General features: G+C 58.6%; 26 protein-coding genes and 1 pseudogene. 7 read left to right on the top strand and 20 right to left on the bottom strand.

What is annotated here, in order from left to right; translation table 11 throughout:
* Nucleotides 1-28: 28 nt before the first annotated feature.
* The 18 genes and pseudogenes from OPV09_RS17740 to OPV09_RS17655 all read right to left on the bottom strand — a co-directional run bounded on the left by OPV09_RS17740 (nucleotide 29) and on the right by OPV09_RS17655 (nucleotide 12,233).
* Complete coding sequence (locus OPV09_RS17740) at nucleotides 29-439, bottom strand: hypothetical protein (RefSeq protein ID WP_338678970.1); 411 nt, start codon at nucleotides 437-439, stop codon at nucleotides 29-31.
* A complete protein-coding gene (locus OPV09_RS17735; RefSeq protein WP_338678969.1) occupies nucleotides 436-1,152 on the bottom strand; it encodes a hypothetical protein in 717 nt (238 codons plus the stop codon). The genes OPV09_RS17740 and OPV09_RS17735 overlap by 4 nt, the downstream gene beginning before the upstream one ends.
* Complete coding sequence (locus tag OPV09_RS17730; protein ID WP_338678968.1) at nucleotides 1,149-1,556, bottom strand: hypothetical protein; 408 nt, start codon at nucleotides 1,554-1,556, stop codon at nucleotides 1,149-1,151. The genes OPV09_RS17735 and OPV09_RS17730 overlap by 4 nt, the downstream gene beginning before the upstream one ends.
* A complete protein-coding gene (locus tag OPV09_RS17725; protein WP_338682309.1) occupies nucleotides 1,553-1,810 on the bottom strand; it encodes a DNA translocase FtsK in 258 nt (85 codons plus the stop codon). Before OPV09_RS17725 ends, OPV09_RS17730 begins: the two co-directional genes overlap by 4 nt.
* 75 nt (nucleotides 1,811-1,885) lie before the next feature.
* A pseudogene (locus tag OPV09_RS17720) lies at nucleotides 1,886-2,782 on the bottom strand (recombination-associated protein RdgC); the annotation flags it as partial.
* 13 nt (nucleotides 2,783-2,795) lie between these two features.
* The gene (locus OPV09_RS17715; RefSeq protein WP_338678967.1) at nucleotides 2,796-3,500 is read right to left on the bottom strand and encodes a hypothetical protein; all 705 of its coding nucleotides are present in this window, start codon (nucleotides 3,498-3,500) and stop codon (nucleotides 2,796-2,798) included.
* Between the two features lie 27 nt (nucleotides 3,501-3,527).
* Nucleotides 3,528-3,989: a DUF1367 family protein gene (locus tag OPV09_RS17710; protein ID WP_338678966.1), complete on the bottom strand. Its 462-nt coding sequence runs from the start codon at nucleotides 3,987-3,989 to the stop codon at nucleotides 3,528-3,530.
* 318 nt (nucleotides 3,990-4,307) lie between these two features.
* Nucleotides 4,308-5,021 carry a KTSC domain-containing protein gene (locus OPV09_RS17705; protein WP_338678965.1) on the bottom strand — a complete coding sequence of 238 codons (714 nt, stop codon included), beginning with the start codon at nucleotides 5,019-5,021 and terminating at the stop codon, nucleotides 4,308-4,310.
* Nucleotides 5,022-5,053: 32 nt separating this feature from the next.
* Nucleotides 5,054-6,835, bottom strand: coding sequence for a YqaJ viral recombinase family protein (locus tag OPV09_RS17700; protein WP_338678964.1), 1,782 nt, complete (start codon nucleotides 6,833-6,835; stop codon nucleotides 5,054-5,056).
* Between the two features lie 36 nt (nucleotides 6,836-6,871).
* The gene (locus OPV09_RS17695; protein WP_338678963.1) at nucleotides 6,872-7,771 is read right to left on the bottom strand and encodes a RecT family recombinase; all 900 of its coding nucleotides are present in this window, start codon (nucleotides 7,769-7,771) and stop codon (nucleotides 6,872-6,874) included.
* Nucleotides 7,772-7,883: 112 nt separating this feature from the next.
* The gene (locus OPV09_RS17690; protein WP_338678962.1) at nucleotides 7,884-8,129 is read right to left on the bottom strand and encodes a hypothetical protein; all 246 of its coding nucleotides are present in this window, start codon (nucleotides 8,127-8,129) and stop codon (nucleotides 7,884-7,886) included.
* Nucleotides 8,126-8,266, bottom strand: a complete 141-nt coding sequence (locus tag OPV09_RS17685) for a hypothetical protein (protein WP_338678961.1) — start codon at nucleotides 8,264-8,266, stop codon at nucleotides 8,126-8,128. The genes OPV09_RS17690 and OPV09_RS17685 overlap by 4 nt, the downstream gene beginning before the upstream one ends.
* Before the next feature lie 265 nt (nucleotides 8,267-8,531).
* The gene (locus OPV09_RS17680) at nucleotides 8,532-8,711 is read right to left on the bottom strand and encodes a hypothetical protein (RefSeq protein WP_139089466.1); all 180 of its coding nucleotides are present in this window, start codon (nucleotides 8,709-8,711) and stop codon (nucleotides 8,532-8,534) included.
* 127 nt (nucleotides 8,712-8,838) lie between these two features.
* Entirely contained in the window at nucleotides 8,839-9,111 is a 273-nt protein-coding gene (locus OPV09_RS17675) for a hypothetical protein (protein ID WP_338678960.1), read from the bottom strand.
* A gap of 627 nt (nucleotides 9,112-9,738) precedes the next feature.
* A complete protein-coding gene (locus OPV09_RS17670; RefSeq protein WP_338678959.1) occupies nucleotides 9,739-10,653 on the bottom strand; it encodes a hypothetical protein in 915 nt (304 codons plus the stop codon).
* Nucleotides 10,654-10,834: 181 nt separating this feature from the next.
* A complete protein-coding gene (locus OPV09_RS17665; protein ID WP_338678958.1) occupies nucleotides 10,835-11,164 on the bottom strand; it encodes a hypothetical protein in 330 nt (109 codons plus the stop codon).
* The gene (locus OPV09_RS17660) at nucleotides 11,161-11,472 is read right to left on the bottom strand and encodes a hypothetical protein (protein WP_338678957.1); all 312 of its coding nucleotides are present in this window, start codon (nucleotides 11,470-11,472) and stop codon (nucleotides 11,161-11,163) included. The genes OPV09_RS17665 and OPV09_RS17660 overlap by 4 nt, the downstream gene beginning before the upstream one ends.
* Entirely contained in the window at nucleotides 11,469-12,233 is a 765-nt protein-coding gene (locus OPV09_RS17655; RefSeq protein WP_338678956.1) for a S24 family peptidase, read from the bottom strand. Before OPV09_RS17655 ends, OPV09_RS17660 begins: the two co-directional genes overlap by 4 nt.
* Before the next feature lie 80 nt (nucleotides 12,234-12,313).
* On the opposite strand from OPV09_RS17655, the gene OPV09_RS17650 reads away from it, so the two are divergent.
* Nucleotides 12,314-12,637 carry a transcriptional regulator gene (locus OPV09_RS17650; protein ID WP_338678955.1) on the top strand — a complete coding sequence of 108 codons (324 nt, stop codon included), beginning with the start codon at nucleotides 12,314-12,316 and terminating at the stop codon, nucleotides 12,635-12,637.
* A complete protein-coding gene (locus tag OPV09_RS17645; RefSeq protein ID WP_338678954.1) occupies nucleotides 12,634-12,765 on the top strand; it encodes a hypothetical protein in 132 nt (43 codons plus the stop codon). Before OPV09_RS17650 ends, OPV09_RS17645 begins: the two co-directional genes overlap by 4 nt.
* Before the next feature lie 2 nt (nucleotides 12,766-12,767).
* Here OPV09_RS17645 and OPV09_RS17640 read toward each other — a convergent pair whose 3' ends face one another.
* Nucleotides 12,768-13,247, bottom strand: a complete 480-nt coding sequence (locus OPV09_RS17640) for a hypothetical protein (RefSeq protein WP_338678953.1) — start codon at nucleotides 13,245-13,247, stop codon at nucleotides 12,768-12,770.
* Between the two features lie 110 nt (nucleotides 13,248-13,357).
* Between OPV09_RS17640 and OPV09_RS17635 the strand changes: the two genes are divergently transcribed.
* From OPV09_RS17635 to OPV09_RS17615, 5 genes are all read left to right on the top strand, one after another.
* Complete coding sequence (locus tag OPV09_RS17635) at nucleotides 13,358-13,645, top strand: hypothetical protein (RefSeq protein ID WP_338678952.1); 288 nt, start codon at nucleotides 13,358-13,360, stop codon at nucleotides 13,643-13,645.
* A 17-nt stretch (nucleotides 13,646-13,662) separates the two neighbouring features.
* Entirely contained in the window at nucleotides 13,663-13,878 is a 216-nt protein-coding gene (locus OPV09_RS17630; RefSeq protein WP_338678951.1) for a hypothetical protein, read from the top strand.
* A 76-nt stretch (nucleotides 13,879-13,954) separates the two neighbouring features.
* Nucleotides 13,955-14,218: a helix-turn-helix transcriptional regulator gene (locus tag OPV09_RS17625; RefSeq protein WP_338678950.1), complete on the top strand. Its 264-nt coding sequence runs from the start codon at nucleotides 13,955-13,957 to the stop codon at nucleotides 14,216-14,218.
* 191 nt (nucleotides 14,219-14,409) lie between these two features.
* The gene (locus OPV09_RS17620; protein ID WP_338678949.1) at nucleotides 14,410-15,195 is read left to right on the top strand and encodes a KilA-N domain-containing protein; all 786 of its coding nucleotides are present in this window, start codon (nucleotides 14,410-14,412) and stop codon (nucleotides 15,193-15,195) included.
* On the top strand, nucleotides 15,192-15,596 hold the full coding sequence (locus tag OPV09_RS17615; protein ID WP_338678948.1) for a hypothetical protein: 405 nt from the start codon (nucleotides 15,192-15,194) through the stop codon (nucleotides 15,594-15,596). The genes OPV09_RS17620 and OPV09_RS17615 overlap by 4 nt, the downstream gene beginning before the upstream one ends.
* Nucleotides 15,597-15,646: 50 nt before the next feature.
* On the opposite strand, the gene OPV09_RS17610 is transcribed toward OPV09_RS17615, so the two are convergent.
* Nucleotides 15,647-16,243, bottom strand: a complete 597-nt coding sequence (locus OPV09_RS17610; RefSeq protein ID WP_338678947.1) for a hypothetical protein — start codon at nucleotides 16,241-16,243, stop codon at nucleotides 15,647-15,649.
* Nucleotides 16,244-16,273 lie beyond the last annotated feature (30 nt).

The raw sequence follows: 16,273 nt of genomic DNA, 5'->3' as shown, positions 1-16,273 counted from the left end.
AAGTGCCACCCATAGACGTACACCTCGGTCACATGGCAACTTGGCAACTTGGCAGCTTGGCCTCGACCAGTTCTTGCAGTGCCGCGCCCGCCGCCGCATTCGCGCGCTGCCGGGCGAAGTGGCGGGCCATGCAGGCTTCGCAGCAATACGGATCGCCGGCAGTGCTGAGCGTCAATTCTTCCGTGTCCCGATTTGCCCAGTTGCCGCAGCCGTGGCGGCGGCATTCGAACCGCCACCCGGCTTCGATCAGCGCCTGGGCCGGCACAGGGCCAGGCGCATACTGGTCGTATTCCGGTTTGCGCACGCATGAATCGACGCCATCCCACTCGCAGCCGATTTCATTGCCGCCTTCCCGGCGCGCCGCCGCGCTACTGGTGGCGTAGCGAATCACCGTCATGTCGTCGCCGTCGCTGACCTGGTAAGCCTTCAGGCGCTTCATGGCGTCACCCGCTTGAATGTGATCGCCCAGCACCACGGATTGGCATCCCAGTCGCCGCCGGTCGACTCCCAAAGGTCGCGCCAGGCCGTGCGCTCGGTTGCGCGCCCACTGGCGCCAGATCCTTTGCACACGATGTCGTAGCGGTCCTGCGCCTCAGCCAGCGCATCCATGTCGATGCCCTCGGCCACAATGTCGGCGTCGCTGATATCCTGCAGGCGCTCGACGCGCACCGATATGATCTCCAGCAGGATCCGACAGGCCGCGCGAGGCATGAAAATAGAGGGGCGCATGTACCAGCCGGGCAGCGCGCCGCCGCGCCCGGCTGCCAGCGGCACTCCCGGGAAATCGGCATCGTACTGGTACGTGCGGTCGCATTCGGCCGTCATGTCGATGAAGTGCCATTCGTCGCGGCCCTTCTTCTTGCTGTAGCGAGTTACCCAGCGGCCGTAGGCAAAGAAGGTTTCGCGCACCCAGATTTGATCGCGATGCGCGCCGTGCGGGCATGCGTCGCCAGCCATGCCGTGGGCGCCAGGCGCGCGCGTATCCGCTACGCTCACCATCGACTGGAACGCGTTGCAAGGCCACTGGTAATCGCCCGGGCGATGCGGTACTGGTTCTGGCTGCGGCTTCATGATCCGCCGCGTCTGCGTCTTGCTGCCGTCGAGCAGGGCACGCACCATGGCGCCGTTCATGAGGATGGGGTGCTCTTTCACGTCGGACCTCCTTTCAGTAAGTCGTGAATCCGGATGGCCAGCGGATTAACGGTAGGCTGCTCGCCGGAGGCTTGAACTGCCTTGACGTGATCATCGTGCGGTCTCACCACTTCGGCCAGCAGCACCCGTGCTGCGGCAAGCTTTTCTTCCAGGCCCTTGGCGTAAGCACTCATGCTGCGCGCGTTCCAGCCGCCGTCAAGCGCTTCGTCGGACAGGCCGTCGAGTGCGTTCCAGCAGGCGACCAGGCGCTGCGCGTTGGCCTGATGGTCAAACCCTTCCATCGGCATCGCGGCGAAGACCTGTTGCTGGGCCGAGCCGTTCGCGTATTCCATTAGCGGACCACCATGTGCTGACGCAAATTTGCCCAGAGTGAGCAGTCCTGGCGTGCGTGATATTGCGCTCATGCTGTCGCTCCTGGAGCAGCCAGTACCGTGCGATTGCCATTCGACGCCATGCCGCTCACCACGCCCAGCGTCTCCATTGCTTCCAGCAGGTTGCCGGCCCGGTTGAAGCCGATACGTAAGTGGCGCTGCACCAGTGATACAGATGCGCGGCGATGTGTGCGTACGACCTCGACGGCCTGGTCGTACAGCGGATCGCTTGCGCTGCCGTCTCCAGGCGGGACGGTGCCGGGCGCCTGGCCATTCAACTCCAGCACCACGCGTTGCTCGCGCACTGGTTCGTGGCCTTTGGCCGGCGCCGCGTCAACGGCTGGGCGCGCCGCTGGCGCCACGGCGTCCACTTCACCGCCCAGCGCATCGACCAGGTCGACCAGCATCTTGGCCAGCTCGCCCGTCATCAGGGCAAAATCGCTGTCGAAGCGCTCTTCATTATTTTTCGTGCCCGATTCCCGCTCCGTGATCACGTCCAGCGCCTTGACGCTCTTGATGGCCAGGCTCTCGTCCAGCACGAAGCTGATTTTGTCGCTCCAGGTCATGGCCAGGCGCGTGCACTGCTTGCCGGCGGCAATGTGGCGGCGGATATCGTCCGCTTCCAGGGTGTGGCGCTTGTACGCCACCTGCGCCTTGCTTTCGCCGGTGGCGCGCATGATCGCATCCTGGTCGACCGTGAAGCCTGCCGGGGATTCGTCCGCTTGCAGCCATTCCGTCATGGCGCCGACCGGCGAGCGCTGAACGCGCAGGCTTTCCAGCGGCAGCTTGTCGACGGATTTCAGCAGCAGTTTGATCACTTCATCCGCCTTGGCCGGGCTGGCCGCATCCACCACAAGCCAGCCATTCACCGGATCGATCCACACGGCCGTGGTGCTGAGAATGGCGAACGCGCGCGGCAGCAGCTCGTCGGTGACGCGCTCCTTCAATTCCTTCATGGCCTTCTTGCCGGGCGCGAAGCCCTGGGCTTCTTCCATTTCCAGCGCGCGGGCGGCGGCCACTTGGTTGATCACGGTCGACGGCAGCAGCTTCTTCTCGGTTTTCAGCTGCAGCAGGAACTGGCTGCCGACGGCGTGCACGAGCGGCTGATCGGCGCCGCGTGGCGCGGCCCAGCCCTGGCGCACCAAGTCCATGCTGGTGGCGGGCGTGAACTGCTGCGGCGCCAGCGCCTGCTCGAGCACGGCGGCCGTCATGGCCCAACGGGTGGGAAGGCGGTAAATCTGGAGGTTTTTGAAAAACATGGCGGCTGCTCGCTTAATCGTTGTAAGGGAATGTGGTGTCGAAGTCCTCGGCTTCCGCGTCCGCGTCGATGATCAGGCGCGTCTTGGCCGTGTACATCTGGAACAGCCGCTTTTCAAAATTGAAGAGCGGGCCGACGAAAATCTTGTTTTTGATATCGTCCCCAGCCAGGCTCAGGCCCCACACCTCGCCGTCGCCACGAATCCGCAAATGGACTGCGCAAGAGGTATGCCGTTCCTGATCAGGGTCTTCATCGATCGAGATATCGATGTAGCCGTCGTGCCGGTCGCTACGGTTGATGTTCAGCGTGAATTTTTCGCCATGCAGTTGGTGTGCGTTCCACGCGTCTTTCTTGCTTTCGATGAATTCATCCAGCAGCTCTTGCAGAGTGATCGTGGCCGGCGCTGGCGCCAGCATCTCGGCAATATCTTTGTCCAGCTTCTCGGTGAATTCAGTGGACATGACTGCGCCGACGCGCTTCTTGATGACGTCGCCCACCAATTGGCGGTACGACGGCAGGTCTAACGTGTCCAGGTCGACTTCGATCAGGGTGCCAATCTTGGCCTTGAGCGCTTTGCCGAAGTCGCTGTAATCGCGCAGGTGCTCGATGATGCCGGCGGTGACGGCCGCGCCGATCTGCTTTTGTATAGCTTCCTCGATGGCCCCGGACGCGACTACCTTGTCAAATGCTGCGGCGACTGCCTCTTTCAGTTGGTCCATGATCTTCCTCTTTGCTGCCGCTGGCTTTCATGTGAATGCCAGCAGCTGGTTAATTACGTTGTCCAGGTCCTGCCTGGTGTATTTGGTCAAAATCCGGGACAGGATCACGTCGATGGTCGTGCTGTACAGCGCCTCGAACTCGATCTCGTCCATTTGCGAAAATGAAATGCTTTTCGCCTCCAGGCGCACCTCGCCCTTGAGGTTCACCGTTGATTCGAAGAAACCGGCCAGGATCGCTATGTCTTTCCGGAAGCGCTCCTTGTTCTTCGCTACTGGCTGGCCCTGGTAAGTCAGGCCGCCGCGCGGCTCCCACTGATCAAAGGCAAAAGTCACCAGGGCAAAGTATTTTTTGTGAAACTGGTAGTTCCGCACCTTCTTGAAGTCCGCATGCATAAGCGCGCCGGCCTTCATCTTCTGGATGAAGTCGGCCGCCGCCTCGTCATGCGGCACGAGGATGTTGGCCATTTTCATGAGCACAATTTCTGTCAAGGCGGTGCTCCTACGGGCTGAGATTTGACATTCATTTAGTTGCTCCTTTGCATGATTGGCGATATAGTCAAAACTTTAATTAGGCTTTCTATGAGCACCTCTTACACGCAGCTCTCCAGTACCGAGGTACTTGTTTCCGACCTTGTCTACAGTTTTGAGTCACCCCGACAGGCTGAGGCCTTCGTGCTGTGCCTTTCTAGTGGCAGCCTTGGTGGCTGCCTTGCTGTGTGCCATGGCCTGACGCGGCAACGGCCGGCAACTGATCATGAAATGGGTAACCCTGAGCCGGAGGAGGACGACGGTCCATCACCAATGTGATTAGCCAGGCTCGGCAGCCAAGTCGGCCACGTCGATAACAATGCCGCGGCAATACGGTTCGCCGCCTTCCACGATTTCGAACGTGGCATGCGGCACGTCGGTGCGGTAGGTCCAGCTGTAGCCGTCTTCCTTGCCCCACAGGGCATCCACGGCGCGCACCTGCGGCGCCCGGGCGAAATAGTCCTTTAGTGCATCGTCGTCGTGCTGAATATCCTCGCGGAACGGCAGCAAGCCCTTGGCGTCGAGCAGTGCGATGGTCGGCGCGCCGCGCTCGTCGTCCACGAAACCGCGGAACTCCATCAGGTCGTCGCTGGCGCCAAAGATCACGATCAGGCCGGCCGCCTTGGCCTGCAGTTTTTCTTCCTTGGCCATTTCCTTGCCGTACTCGCGCCCCGTCAGCAGCCCGGCCAGCAGCTCCTTGCTCAGCTTGACCGGCGCCTGTTCGACGGCCGGCGTGCCCATGTTCGTGTACGGGTGCTTGTCGGCATGCGGCTTGATGTGCGCGTAAAAGTGCTTGCCGACGGATTCGGCGCCAGCGAAGGCTGCGTATTCGGTGGCCGAGACGTTCGCGTAGTGATAAACGTCCGCCGGCGCGCCCTTGCGGAAGAACTGCACGGCCAGGGTCTCGGTTGCCGGGCAGTGGCCGATGGCGGCGATCTGCGAGGACTGGATGGCTTGCAGGGTGATTTGTGGTGCTGCGACTGCTGTGTTCATGGGTTTCTCCAGGTGGTGGGCGGGGCGGTGTTTTATGCGGCTTCGGCGACCAGGTCGGCGCGCGCGGTGGCAAAGTCGAACTTGGCCAGACGCTCGATGGCCTCGGCCGACGTCAGGCCGAACTGGTCGAACAGCGCATCGAGGATGTCGCTGTCGGATGGGTAGAGGTCATCGGCTGCGGCGTCGAGCAGGTCGAGTGCTGGCGCTGGGCAGTTCGGTGCCGGCACTGGCGCTGCGGCGGACGGCGCGCGGCGGGCGGCAATAGGGGCGGTAGGTTTCGGCGCCGCCACTTGGGCGACCGGCTCGACGGCGCGCTCGGCAGCGATCTGCGATGCTTGCTCTGCCAGCTGGCGCTGCGTGTCGGCTGCCGCGCGCTCGCGCTCCGCTTGCGCCGCCTCAGATGCCAAGCGGTCCGATTCCACCTGGGCCAGGCGGATCGTCTCGGCGGCTGCCTTTTCTGCCTTGACGCGCTCCTCTTCCCGGATCCGGGCGCGCTCGGCTTCGGCCTTCGCTTCCTCGGCGCGCTTGTGGTCCGCGATGCGGCTGGTAATGACCAGCTGGAAGTCATCCATCGGCTTGCCGATGATGTTGGCCATGTCCATGAACAGGAAACCGTAGGTAGCGGCATGCTCGCGGCACCAGGCCTGCTTGGCGCGGTAGTCGGCGGCCTGGGCGTTGGCGGCGATCTTGGCGTTGGCCAGCGTGGTGCTGACGGCATCGCGCAGGCTGCCCAAGGTGCGCTTACCCTTCATCGCACTGGCGAAATCCGGCTGTTGCTGCTGCAGGCGCAGCGGCGTGATTTCGGTTTCGAGCGCGGCAATGTGGGCGGTAAAGGCGTGCCGGCCTTCGTTCAGGATGGTTTCCTTAATCTGTTCTTTGCGGGTCTTGACCAGCTTTTCCAGCTCCAGGCGCTTGGCGCGGAACTGTGCCTTGATGTGGTCGACCGTGCGCATCACTTCGTCGATGGTTGCGGTCTGCGCCAGGGCGGCCGCCTTGGCCAGTTCCAGCTTATCTTCCGCCTCGCCGCAATACTTGACGGTGTTTTCGGCATTGGCGAAGTCTTCGTCGGTTTCCAGCTTGGTGTTGATTTTGGCAATGAACTTCTCGGCGGCCGCCTTATACGCAACCAGGTTGCTGCTGACGACCTTGCCTTCGGTCTGGACGACCAAGGCGGGCAGGGCGGCGATCGGCTCAGCGGCCGGCTTCTCGGCAATGTCGACCTGCGTGTAATTGGAGACGTCGATATCGAACTGCTCCCAGCCGGCAACGATGCGCGCGAACCATGCGGTATCCGGATACACCCACATCCAGGTCATGTTCGATTCGGTGCCGTCCGAGGTCATGAACAGCCACTTCTCGGCGCCGGTCACCATCAGCTGCTGCTGCACCTGCGGCTGGTGCTCGTCCGGCAACACTTCGGCGCGCACCGATGCCGCCAGCTCCGCATTCCATTGCTTGTGCTCGAAGCCGATGGTCTCGGCCATGTTCAGGCCGTCGCAAGAGGCGCTCTCGCGGCCCAGCGACAGTGTGGCCGGGTAGAGCTCGTCGCCGATGATGCGCTCGGCGAACGGGCGCGCAAGCGCTTCGACTTCGTGGCCATAGTCCAGGATGTTTTCCTGTGCCCAGTCGCTGAACTCCTTGGCCAGGCCTGTGGCCTTCATGCGCACCAGTTCGCTGCGGGTGACTTTTTTCGACAGGCCGAGCATCGCTGCCGCCTCGCTGGCGCCGTGGTGGTCGAAGCGAAAGGCGTGCCAGTCATCGCTGCCCTGGAGCAGGTTGTGGATTTCTCGGGTGAGAGTATTTTCGCGTTGCATGATGTGTCCTCGATGATTTATTGTTGGATGTGGCGATTAGTCGTTTTCGCGCGACCAGCTGTCGATGGTTATTTTTTGCGCTTCGGTGAATGTGGCGCGAGTGCTCAGGAAGGCGATCAGCTGATCCGGCGTTTTCTTCTTGGAGAGGATGATCTGGCGCCATTCAGGCGTCTTTTCCTTGAAAAGCTCATCGGTGCATTCGGGCAACAGATCTTGCGTGCCTCTGGCGTTGGCGCTCGTTGCTGGAGGTGTGATATCGACCGGTTCGCGGTAGTCAGCTTCCAGTTCGTCCGGCGTGTAGACGCCAAGGATTACGCCTGGCGCATACTGGCGCGCCCACTTTTTCACCGCGAGGTAACTCAGCTGCTGTTTCGGGTCGTCGGCCCAGAGAGTGGAGTTGCGGGTGCGCGCCTGCGCAAGCAGCAGGTCCAACACCTTGACCTTGCCGGTGGCGCGGATCGTGGCCGAAACACGGACGCCCAAACCAATTTCGTCGGACAAATACCATGCCGGGGCACGATATTCACCCTTGTCGTTCTTCTTGATCTCGTACTTGCCAATGACGTTTTCCCACTGGCCGTAGTACTCGTAGTCGAAGTCGTCCTGGGTCAGGATGCCGGAGGCCGTGATCGCAGCATGGACCAGTTGCGCCTCATACCCGATATTGCCGTTGATGAAGTGGGTCTTCTGCGCCACTGCGAAGGGATTCATCTGCCAGGAAATCGCCTGCATAATGACCGCTAGGCAGTCGCCCGGGGAATTGCGGTATGCCGGCGGCAAAGTTGCTTTGCCCGATGCCATGATGTCGGCCAGGCGGACCATGCTATCCATGTGGGCGACGTCCAGGATCATCTGGCCAGCGGTGCGGGGTGCCAGCGCGCCTGCGGACTGCGTTGTCTGCGTGGCGTTGCGGCTTTCTTGGGTAACTGCGTTCATGACTTTTTCCTTGTGAGTTTTATGATTTCTGCCTTCAGCAGTGCCAGGCGGACGGCGTAGACGATGGCGTGGCCTGCATGCCAGTTGCGCAGGGCCTGGCTGGCCACGTCCATCACGGCTTGGCTGACGACGTCCACTGCGCCTCCCGGTGGGCGCGGCCCAGCTGCTTCGCGCGCGCGGCGGATGCGTCCAGGTCGATCAGCGCTTCGATCTGCGCGGTGATCAGTTCCTTGCGCATTTCTTCGAGGCCGGCCAGCTCGCGGCACACGCCGGCCAGGCGCATCTTGTTCATGCGTTGCTGGTGCTGCGCCTGGTAGTGGCGGTGGGCGGCCAGCAGGCGGCGGAAGAGGGCGATCACGGCCGCACCATCGCAGTCACGCCCAGGGCGCCGTCGTCGTAGGCCGCATCGATCAGTGCGGCCAAGTTGCCGATGGCCGCGAAGTGCGCGACATCCTCGGCACGCGGGCCGGTGCGGATGGTGATGATGTAGCTCATGTCCTGCTCCTCTGGTTAATGTGTTGTTGGCGACCCGAGAAAATCCGTTGGGGGTGTGATTCCTGCGGCTGTTGGGCCACCAACAAAGCAAGGGGCTGGGCGCTACTCCAGCCGTCAGTTGGCTATGTCGTGGTAACGCGACCCGAAACTGACTTACTGCGAGGGAGCTTTCCCTCGGGTGCGTGTCTGCTTCCCACGCCGCCCTTGCTTTGTTGGCCGCCGGTTACGCCGGCGAAACGGGCCAGGGCGACTGGCCGGGGTGAAATCAGGCTGCCGACACCTGCGAAGGGCGGAAGCGCTGGCTTTGCGTCGAGCCGTCCAGCAGCACTTCCAGGAAGTCTCCACGGACGCCCGGATGCGTCTGCACGAACTTGCCCGGGCGCGGCAGCGGCTCGGTTTTCGTGCCCTTCACATTCACCTTCTGATCTTTTTTGAAATTCGACATGCTGTATTTCCTTCAAGGTTGGTTGTGGCGCCGGGCTTCCCCGGGCGCCTGATCCTCACGAAGATCAATCGGAGCATGCTGATCCCACAGGGCATTTATCCGGCCCGCCGGCCTGTTCCGCCTTGAACTACGGCGCGGGCGACCGCTGATCTTGTTTGGCCAGCTCGACCAAGTGGCCGAGCTCTTTGCCGTAGAAGGTGTTACAGGGCGAGGCCATGCGCGCATCCGTCAGAGCCATGGCATGCGCCACACTTTTGTTGCGGGCGCGGACCTTGTTGCGGTACGTGCCGTCTGTGAAGCGAATCGTCACGTCGAAGTGAAAGCGCGGGGCCGGTGCTGCGGCCGTGGCCTGGGCCAGCTCAGCCTGCAGCTGGGTGGCATCGTGGTCGCGGGCGCTCATGGCGATCAGCCGCGCGCCGGGATTGCGATTGCCGGGATCACTTCGCCGTGAGCGACGAGGACCGCTTCAAGTGCTGCGAGCTCTGCTGGGGACATGTCGGACTCCTGTGTTTGCTTTCGATGAATGAATAATAGCAAAGCTATTTTAATAGCGCAATAGCATTGCTAGTAAAAATCAAGATTTTTGGCAACGGAGAGCGAAAGGCGAAAAAAAGCCCCTAATCGTCGGGGCTGGCTTGCGTGATTTAGAAGGGCAGTTCTGAGGGAGGCTGTCGTAAGTAAGTCCGCCAAGCGATCTCTTCAGCGTTTATCAGGTGGATTAGCGGCGCGATGTCGAAGGTGGCGTAGCTTCGCGAAAAGCCGCCGACGCGTGGCGACAGCAACAAAATAGGGAGGGTAGGGAAGAACCGCTGTGCATGAAGCAGAGCGGCTGGGCCGGTGGCCGGCCATGTATCCTCTAGCTTGACCTGGACCACTGCCAAACGAATTTGCTTGATCTTGATGATGGCGGCGCATACTTGCATAAATGCATTATGCAGTAAGAGCAGGTGTCCGGGACTATGAATGAAGAAGGTGCGATGCAAAGTCCATTAACAATCCTGCTCGTTCTAGCTCGCCAGTACTTTTATCATGACAGCGAAGGTGGTTGGTACATCGCACCAATCTTAATGGCCTCGGCGGCTCCACCAGGTAGTAACTTGGCCTTAGTGAGAATGTACTTTGGGAATTTAGTTAGCAAGTAAGTTTCTCTAAACCATTGTCGAAAAACAGGAAGTGCAGCATCGGGGTAAGCATTTGGCGTTTGGGGATTACTGAAAGCTTGGGGGTAGTAATCTGGGTAATTGTGTTCGTATAATATGCGTTGACCAAATGAGCCTTCAAGATTGTTTTCCTTCCAATATTTCGCCCATGCCAGCCCAACGCTTATATCTGGTAAGGTTTTATCATTTACTGTAAGGTCAGCTGAAATCAAATCGACAACAAGGCCGGTCGTTTCCTTGAAGATGGTGAAATAACCAACTGGCGCGCTATCTTTAAGAAGTGAAACCCTGTCATTATAATACTTCCATTTATCGCTGGGGACGTAATGTAGTGCATCATAAATGAATGTTCTAAGCCCAAAAGCAGCAAATCTACGATAGTTTTCAAGTGCTGTTGCGCTATCAGCTTTTGATTCAAAAGCATAGTACTCAAGGAATGCCATGCACACTATGTCGGGATACGCATAATGCACAACTCCATTTTGAATGCTCTCTAAGTGCAATTTGGGTTCATTGAAACCCTTGGAATTTAAGTACTGCTTGAAAAACGAAATGCGGTCTTTACCTAGGACCACATCGCTCCAGTGCTCTTCCCATTCTTTTGTTATGTTCTGAATGGCGTTACGAGCAATCCCAGTAATTCCTGAAAGTCCGCGTTGGGTTAAATAGGGGATGCCATTGTCTAACACGCCCATTTCAATCCCGTTGACATCGCGCTGAATTTCGATGCCGAGATCGAGTGGAATCTGTTTCTGGGTGGCCACCTGGCCTGGGATATTCATCGTTAAGTCCTTGTTTTTATAGATATTTATAGTGGCCACCTCGCGACTGCGGAAATGGCATATTTATAAATTATATATAAAATTGCTTACAAGAAATCTAACGAATTGTTGCGCTACCTCACCCGCCACATACTCGCCGTCGGCGGCGCGATGCCCGTGAGTCTGCCTTTGTGGCGGGAATCTAGTTCGTGAGCTTGACGCCATGATCAGGTGAGGCGATACCTTCCTGCTTGCCCATCCGATAGAAGTGAATTTTGCGCGGGTAGCCCATGAGGCAGGCATCCGCATCGGCGAATGCGGACATGAGGCGCAATATTCCGTTCGTCGATTGGCTATCCGTCTTGTGGTTCCAGGTGACTTTGATTTTACCGGTGTCGCTACCGAGTTCCCATTTTGCGAATTCGGCCATCATCTTTCGCACGTCCTGGGCGGCCGCCTTGTTGCAAGGTGCTGCAATGGCCGCGATTGGCAGGGCCAGCATAGCCGCAAAGAAAATTGATTTTAGGATCATGGCGTCAGGCGGTATGTTTGTTCGTATTGCGTCTGCATAAGTTGGCAGGCATCTTGGGCAATTTTCGCTTCACTCGAACCGGCCGGTAACGCTGTGGCGCGGCTGCGGCACAATTCAACCGCATCCTTGGCGGCAGATTTCTCTTGGGCGACCACTTGCTGTTGGCTTGGAACTGCGCCTTCCGGCTCTCGGTGAACTGATCCATAAACGAAGAACAGCAGGGCTACCAAAGCCGCAGCGCCACCTGGGAAAAGGACCTGCTGTAAAGCACCCCCTTTGGTCGGATTCCTGCCGGGCGGGTTGCTCATAAGCGATCCTTGAAATTCCGTGGTTCGAAGCGCACTACACGGCCGACGACGTTGCAGTCGCTTGTTCGGCAAGGCTCTTGATGGAATTCGGGATTCTCCGATGTCAGATACCATTCGCGGCGCTCATACTTCAAACGCTTCACAACCGACTCGCCTTTGTAGTTCAAAGCGAAAACGCCTCCATTTACCCGGTTTTTGTCCTTGACGTTCACTACGGCAATGTCGCCCTCGTACATCATCGGGACCATACTGTCGCCTTTGATCTTGATGGCCAAGAGGGCGTTAGGGGTAAGGTCATTCTCTTCTAACCATTGGCGAGGGACGTGTAAATGTCCGCCATCCTCAAAAGTATGATCTGCCTCAAACCCGGTAATGCCAGCGCGCAGATGCTCAGGCACCATGCGAATACGGACCATCACCGGAGCCATTTCTTCATCATCGGTTACTGGGCTGGCACCTGGCACACCCTGAGCGCCGACTGACGCGCCGGTATGGGATGCCGCTGCTGCAATTTCTTCAGCGATGGTTGGACTAATTTCTTCGACGTTCACGCCCAGGCCCCGCGCAAAGGCGGTAGCCGCTTTGATATTGAGTGGGCGGCGTGCAGCCACGTACTGCCAGACCATGCCTTGAGAGCCGATCTCGAATTTCGCGCCAAATTCAGCCTGAGAAATCTTTGGCTCGCGCGCGTCAAAGAGTGACTTTAGTCGCTGCGCGTCTTCAATCTGCCAATTTTCTAAGGCCTTGGGTTCTTTTTTCATAAGCGGAGTATAGCGATGCTATTTAAGAGCGCAACGAGCTATGCTATTGACTTTCATACTAGCAATGCTATTATTGCGACATGAACCTCAAAAACTACCTCATCGAGTCAGGCACGAAGAAGGCTGAATTTGCTCGTGCAATCAACGTTTCCCCAGCGCTGCTGCACCAGTGGATTGAAAACATCCGTCCGGTTGCTATTCAGCACTGCCCAGCCATCGAGGGGGAGACGGGTGGCAAGGTGACCCGTCAAGAGCTTCGGCCTGATGACTGGCAAAAGATTTGGCCGGAGCTAGTTGCTGTCGACCCAGGCCACGCCGGCCGCCAGCCTCCTACCGCCAATGCCATCTTTGACACCGTGCCTTTGCGGGCCGCTGTCGGCATCGACGTGGGCGCGAAGCCATGATCCGCCTTCCAATTTCCCCGCCTCGTCCGGCGGCCGACTTCGTGCGCATCCCGCTGGTCGAGTCGCGCCAGCTGCCGCCAGGAGCGCCGCTCGATGAATGCCTCAAGCCACTGAAGGAGTCAACGTGAAGTTAAAACCTAATGCGCACCGGTTGCATCACTTTGTCCGGGATCTCAGATCGTATTTCGCCATGTTCTTTGCAAAAGAAGACAGTTTTCATTCCGCTTCGTTGAAGTTGAAGAAATGTTTTTACGCCGGCAGCCATGCAGTTTGCGCACAGGTATACCGGTTTGTCCGAAGGATCGAGCGATACCTTGGATCGGTACATGACTGCACCATGAGTGTTTTGATGCAACTCGTACTGATCAAGGTCTGCAGCTTTCTCTTCCATTTTTCGCAGCTTCTCTTTCAGCTGACGTTCGCTCTCGGCCAGCGCGTATTGCTTATCCAGGAGCGCCAGACACTGATTTTGGACATCCATCATCCGATCATTCATATCCCCGATGACTTTGGTCACTAAACGGTCATCGCGCTCGGACAGCAACCCTTTCGCCGCATCGGCTGCCAGCTTTAGAGAGGCCAATGCTCCCGCGAGAGTTGGTAGTTCCATGGGAAATTCCTTCAAATTGTTGTTATGGAGATAGCAATGTAGCACGAAGGAATTTCCCGGCCATTTTCGCTGTACCCAAACCCTGTAACACCGACCACCAGGAGAAAACCATGAAACAGAAGCAAAAACGTACCGCGCTCGTCAAGGGCTACATCACCGAAGACAACAAAGATGCCTTGCAAGCCGCATGCACTTCGATGCGCAAGTCGGTCAGCGACGTGCTGAACGAATGCACGATCGTGATCATCCGCAATCACCTGGACGCCAGGCCGAAACGGAATGATACGCCGCCGTTTTCGAGCGGGGCTAGACCCAAATCACGGGAAAAGTTGGGCCCACTCCAGCCGCAGCGCCCCAGCTTCGGCCTGGTCCCGCGCGTCGTGCGGATGCGGGTTTAACGGCATGGAGGCAGCTATTGAATAAACCAGCCGAGGTCACTGCCGAGGAAAAGGAGCTGGTTTTCCAGCGCTCGATGATTTACCGCCAGGCTGAGAAAGACCTGCAGGGCGCCAAGGACGGGAAGGGGGAAGGCGCGGCGAAGGCCGCGCACAAGGAAGCGCGCCAGAAATGGCGCGATGCCACCGACAGAGTGGCGAAGAAATACGAGGTGCCGCGGCGCGAGCCGCCATAACGAACCCGCACCCGACAGCTACAGCATCACATGACCGGAATCTGCCACTTTAATCACCATCAATTAGGAATATGACATGACGCAAACAACTGCAATTACGCCGTATGGCTCGCTGAACAACGCCGATGGCAACAACAACTTGCTCGACACCCTCCTGGCCAAAGGCCCAAAGAACGACGCCGCTCTGGCCCGCGCGCTGGAAGTGGCGCCACCAGTGATTTCCAAGATTCGCCACGGCCGCCTGCCGATCGGCGCCTCGCTGCTGATCCGCATGCACGAGGTGTTCGACGTGTCGATCTGCGAGCTCAAGCGCATCGCGCGCGCCGAGGTGGCGGCTTGACCTGGTCGACTACGCAGCCCGAGCCTGGCGCCAACGCGGCGCTTGGCGAAGACGGCGTCCAGTAGAAAGGGCATGCCGAGTGCGAACTGCCGGTCGATCCCGGCCACGTCCGGACGCGCCAGCACTACGAAGCAATGCTGCAGGAGCTGCAAGGCCAGAAATGAAAAAAGCCCGCTTGCAGGCGGGCTTCCTTGAAACAACAAAAATTCGCGAAAGAATTTATGACCGAAATTGTACAACACAAAGGCATCACGATAGCGAATACGCTGATCGCGATCGATAAAGAAGGCCGCTTTTGCCTCAACGACTTGCACAGGGCAGCTGGTGCGGAAAGCCGCCATCAACCTGCATTCTTCTTCCGTCGCCCGGAAATCCAGGAGCTGGAAGCGGAATTAAACTCTGCGCCGGTGCAGAGTTTGCCAACCATCACTTCCCAGGGCCGCAACGGCGGCACCTACGTGTGCAAGGAGCTGGTGTACGCCTACGCCATGTGGATTAGCCCCAAGTTCCACCTGGAAGTAATCCGCACCTTCGACGCCGTGGTCACCGGCCAGGCACCGGCCGCGCCCAAGCCCAGCGCAATCTCGCCCGCCAAGGAATTCCGCGCCATCTTCGGCATTGCGCGCCTGATCGGCCTCGACAAGAACGCCGCGGCGATCAGCGCAAACCAGGGTACGGCCGCCCTGACCGGCGTCAATATGCTGCAGCTGATGGAGCGCACGCACCTGGCCACGCCCAGCCAGGAGATTTACTACACGCCGACGGAGTTGGGCAGCCGCTTCGTCAAGAGCGCCAGGGCTTTCAACCAGCTTCTGGTCGAGGCCGGCCTGCAAGAGAGTATCGCAGGCCATTGGGTGCCGACGGAGAAGGGCCGCGCGCATGCTTTCGTGGCGGATACCGGTAAGGCGCACGGAAGCGGCACACCCATCCAGCAAGTGAAGTGGCGCGACTCGGTACTTGCGGAGGTGGCATTGTGACTGGCCAAAATGACAATATCCCGCGCCCGACTTTTGGCGTAAACAAGACGAAACGCCGCCGTTCTGGCGTCACGCTTCCTAAGCAAGGCTCCCGCTCGTACGCACTGCTGCAGGCCTTGCTGCACGGGCCCGGCACTTTCTACCAAATCTGCGAGCGCGCGGGCTTCGATATCGAAGAAGCGGGCATGGAGCATCGCTTGCGCATGATTTTCTCGCGCTTCATCCAGGGCAATGTGCGCCAGGTGGGCATTCGCTACGTGCTGAAAGATGCATCGCGCGCGGCGATGCTCGGCGTCGAACCAGAACAGCCAGGCCAGGCGGCCACGCCACACTTTCGCGGTACGGTGGGCGCAATGCCTGTCGTGGTCATTCGCCGGCCAGCTGCGGAGGTGCGCTCATGAATTTCGATCCGGAGAGCATGCTGAGAAAGGATCTCACTAAATTTGACAGGTTAAGGGAGCGACCAATGGAGGCATACAGTTCGCGCTTCAGTGGTGAGTTTCAGCAAGTCATCAATTCTTTGCTCGAGATCGGTGGCAAACAGTCGCTCGTAAATTGTAGTTGGATCTTCCTCCCCATCAGATCTTACATTCCTGAATACAAGCGCCACTTCTTCAAGCGCATGTGGCAACGCTGTGATGTGGAAGACAATTTCTGCGTATGGAACCTCCATTATCGGAATCGTTTTTATAGATTCTCGCAAATCAATCAAAACACTTTGATTAAAACCATGGAAGTAGTGAACGTTGCTGTCTCTGCTTTGGCGAAGCATTTCGTCCGCCAAATCATAAATCCTCGACAGCAGCGCGTCTACTATGTCGACCCTTCGTCTATCGTCACGCACTTGCCTTTCCTTGGCAACTTTCAAAGCCTGCTTGGTCTGAGCATCGGCAATGTAAAAAGCCCCAAGAATCGCAGCGATCGATCCTATCGCCTGCACCCATCCGGACCAATCGGACTTCGTGAGTTCGTAGTGGTTTCCCAAAATGACGATATCGACAACGCCAAAAATTACCAAAAGTACGACCGTGAGGTATGGGTATTTCATGCGTTTGCCGAAAGTTGTTTGAAAGGAATC

This window comes from Janthinobacterium sp. TB1-E2, assembly GCF_036885605.1.
Lineage (GTDB): Bacteria > Pseudomonadota > Gammaproteobacteria > Burkholderiales > Burkholderiaceae_D > Janthinobacterium > Janthinobacterium aestuarii.
The sequence above is the reverse complement of the archived record's forward strand: the minus strand, read 5'-3'. Positions and strand labels throughout refer to the sequence as shown.

What these genes read in the sequence shown, in the direction of transcription:
- OPV09_RS17740 (WP_338678970.1), bottom strand. Translation starts at nt 439, where the DNA reads ATGAAGCGCCTGAAGGCTTACCAGGTCAGCGACGGCGACGACATGACG.
- OPV09_RS17730 (WP_338678968.1), bottom strand. Translation starts at nt 1,556, where the DNA reads ATGAGCGCAATATCACGCACGCCAGGACTGCTCACTCTGGGCAAATTT.
- OPV09_RS17715 (WP_338678967.1), bottom strand. Translation starts at nt 3,500, where the DNA reads ATGGACCAACTGAAAGAGGCAGTCGCCGCAGCATTTGACAAGGTAGTC.
- OPV09_RS17705 (WP_338678965.1), bottom strand. Translation starts at nt 5,021, where the DNA reads ATGAACACAGCAGTCGCAGCACCACAAATCACCCTGCAAGCCATCCAG.
- OPV09_RS17700 (WP_338678964.1), bottom strand. Translation starts at nt 6,835, where the DNA reads ATGCAACGCGAAAATACTCTCACCCGAGAAATCCACAACCTGCTCCAG.
- OPV09_RS17695 (WP_338678963.1), bottom strand. Translation starts at nt 7,771, where the DNA reads ATGAACGCAGTTACCCAAGAAAGCCGCAACGCCACGCAGACAACGCAG.
- OPV09_RS17685 (WP_338678961.1), bottom strand. Translation starts at nt 8,266, where the DNA reads ATGAGCTACATCATCACCATCCGCACCGGCCCGCGTGCCGAGGATGTC.
- OPV09_RS17680 (WP_139089466.1), bottom strand. Translation starts at nt 8,711, where the DNA reads ATGTCGAATTTCAAAAAAGATCAGAAGGTGAATGTGAAGGGCACGAAA.
- OPV09_RS17675 (WP_338678960.1), bottom strand. Translation starts at nt 9,111, where the DNA reads ATGAGCGCCCGCGACCACGATGCCACCCAGCTGCAGGCTGAGCTGGCC.
- OPV09_RS17670 (WP_338678959.1), bottom strand. Translation starts at nt 10,653, where the DNA reads ATGAATATCCCAGGCCAGGTGGCCACCCAGAAACAGATTCCACTCGAT.
- OPV09_RS17665 (WP_338678958.1), bottom strand. Translation starts at nt 11,164, where the DNA reads ATGATCCTAAAATCAATTTTCTTTGCGGCTATGCTGGCCCTGCCAATC.
- OPV09_RS17660 (WP_338678957.1), bottom strand. Translation starts at nt 11,472, where the DNA reads ATGAGCAACCCGCCCGGCAGGAATCCGACCAAAGGGGGTGCTTTACAG.
- OPV09_RS17655 (WP_338678956.1), bottom strand. Translation starts at nt 12,233, where the DNA reads ATGAAAAAAGAACCCAAGGCCTTAGAAAATTGGCAGATTGAAGACGCG.
- OPV09_RS17650 (WP_338678955.1), top strand. Translation starts at nt 12,314, where the DNA reads ATGAACCTCAAAAACTACCTCATCGAGTCAGGCACGAAGAAGGCTGAA.
- OPV09_RS17645 (WP_338678954.1), top strand. Translation starts at nt 12,634, where the DNA reads ATGATCCGCCTTCCAATTTCCCCGCCTCGTCCGGCGGCCGACTTCGTG.
- OPV09_RS17640 (WP_338678953.1), bottom strand. Translation starts at nt 13,247, where the DNA reads ATGGAACTACCAACTCTCGCGGGAGCATTGGCCTCTCTAAAGCTGGCA.
- OPV09_RS17635 (WP_338678952.1), top strand. Translation starts at nt 13,358, where the DNA reads ATGAAACAGAAGCAAAAACGTACCGCGCTCGTCAAGGGCTACATCACC.
- OPV09_RS17625 (WP_338678950.1), top strand. Translation starts at nt 13,955, where the DNA reads ATGACGCAAACAACTGCAATTACGCCGTATGGCTCGCTGAACAACGCC.
- OPV09_RS17610 (WP_338678947.1), bottom strand. Translation starts at nt 16,243, where the DNA reads ATGAAATACCCATACCTCACGGTCGTACTTTTGGTAATTTTTGGCGTT.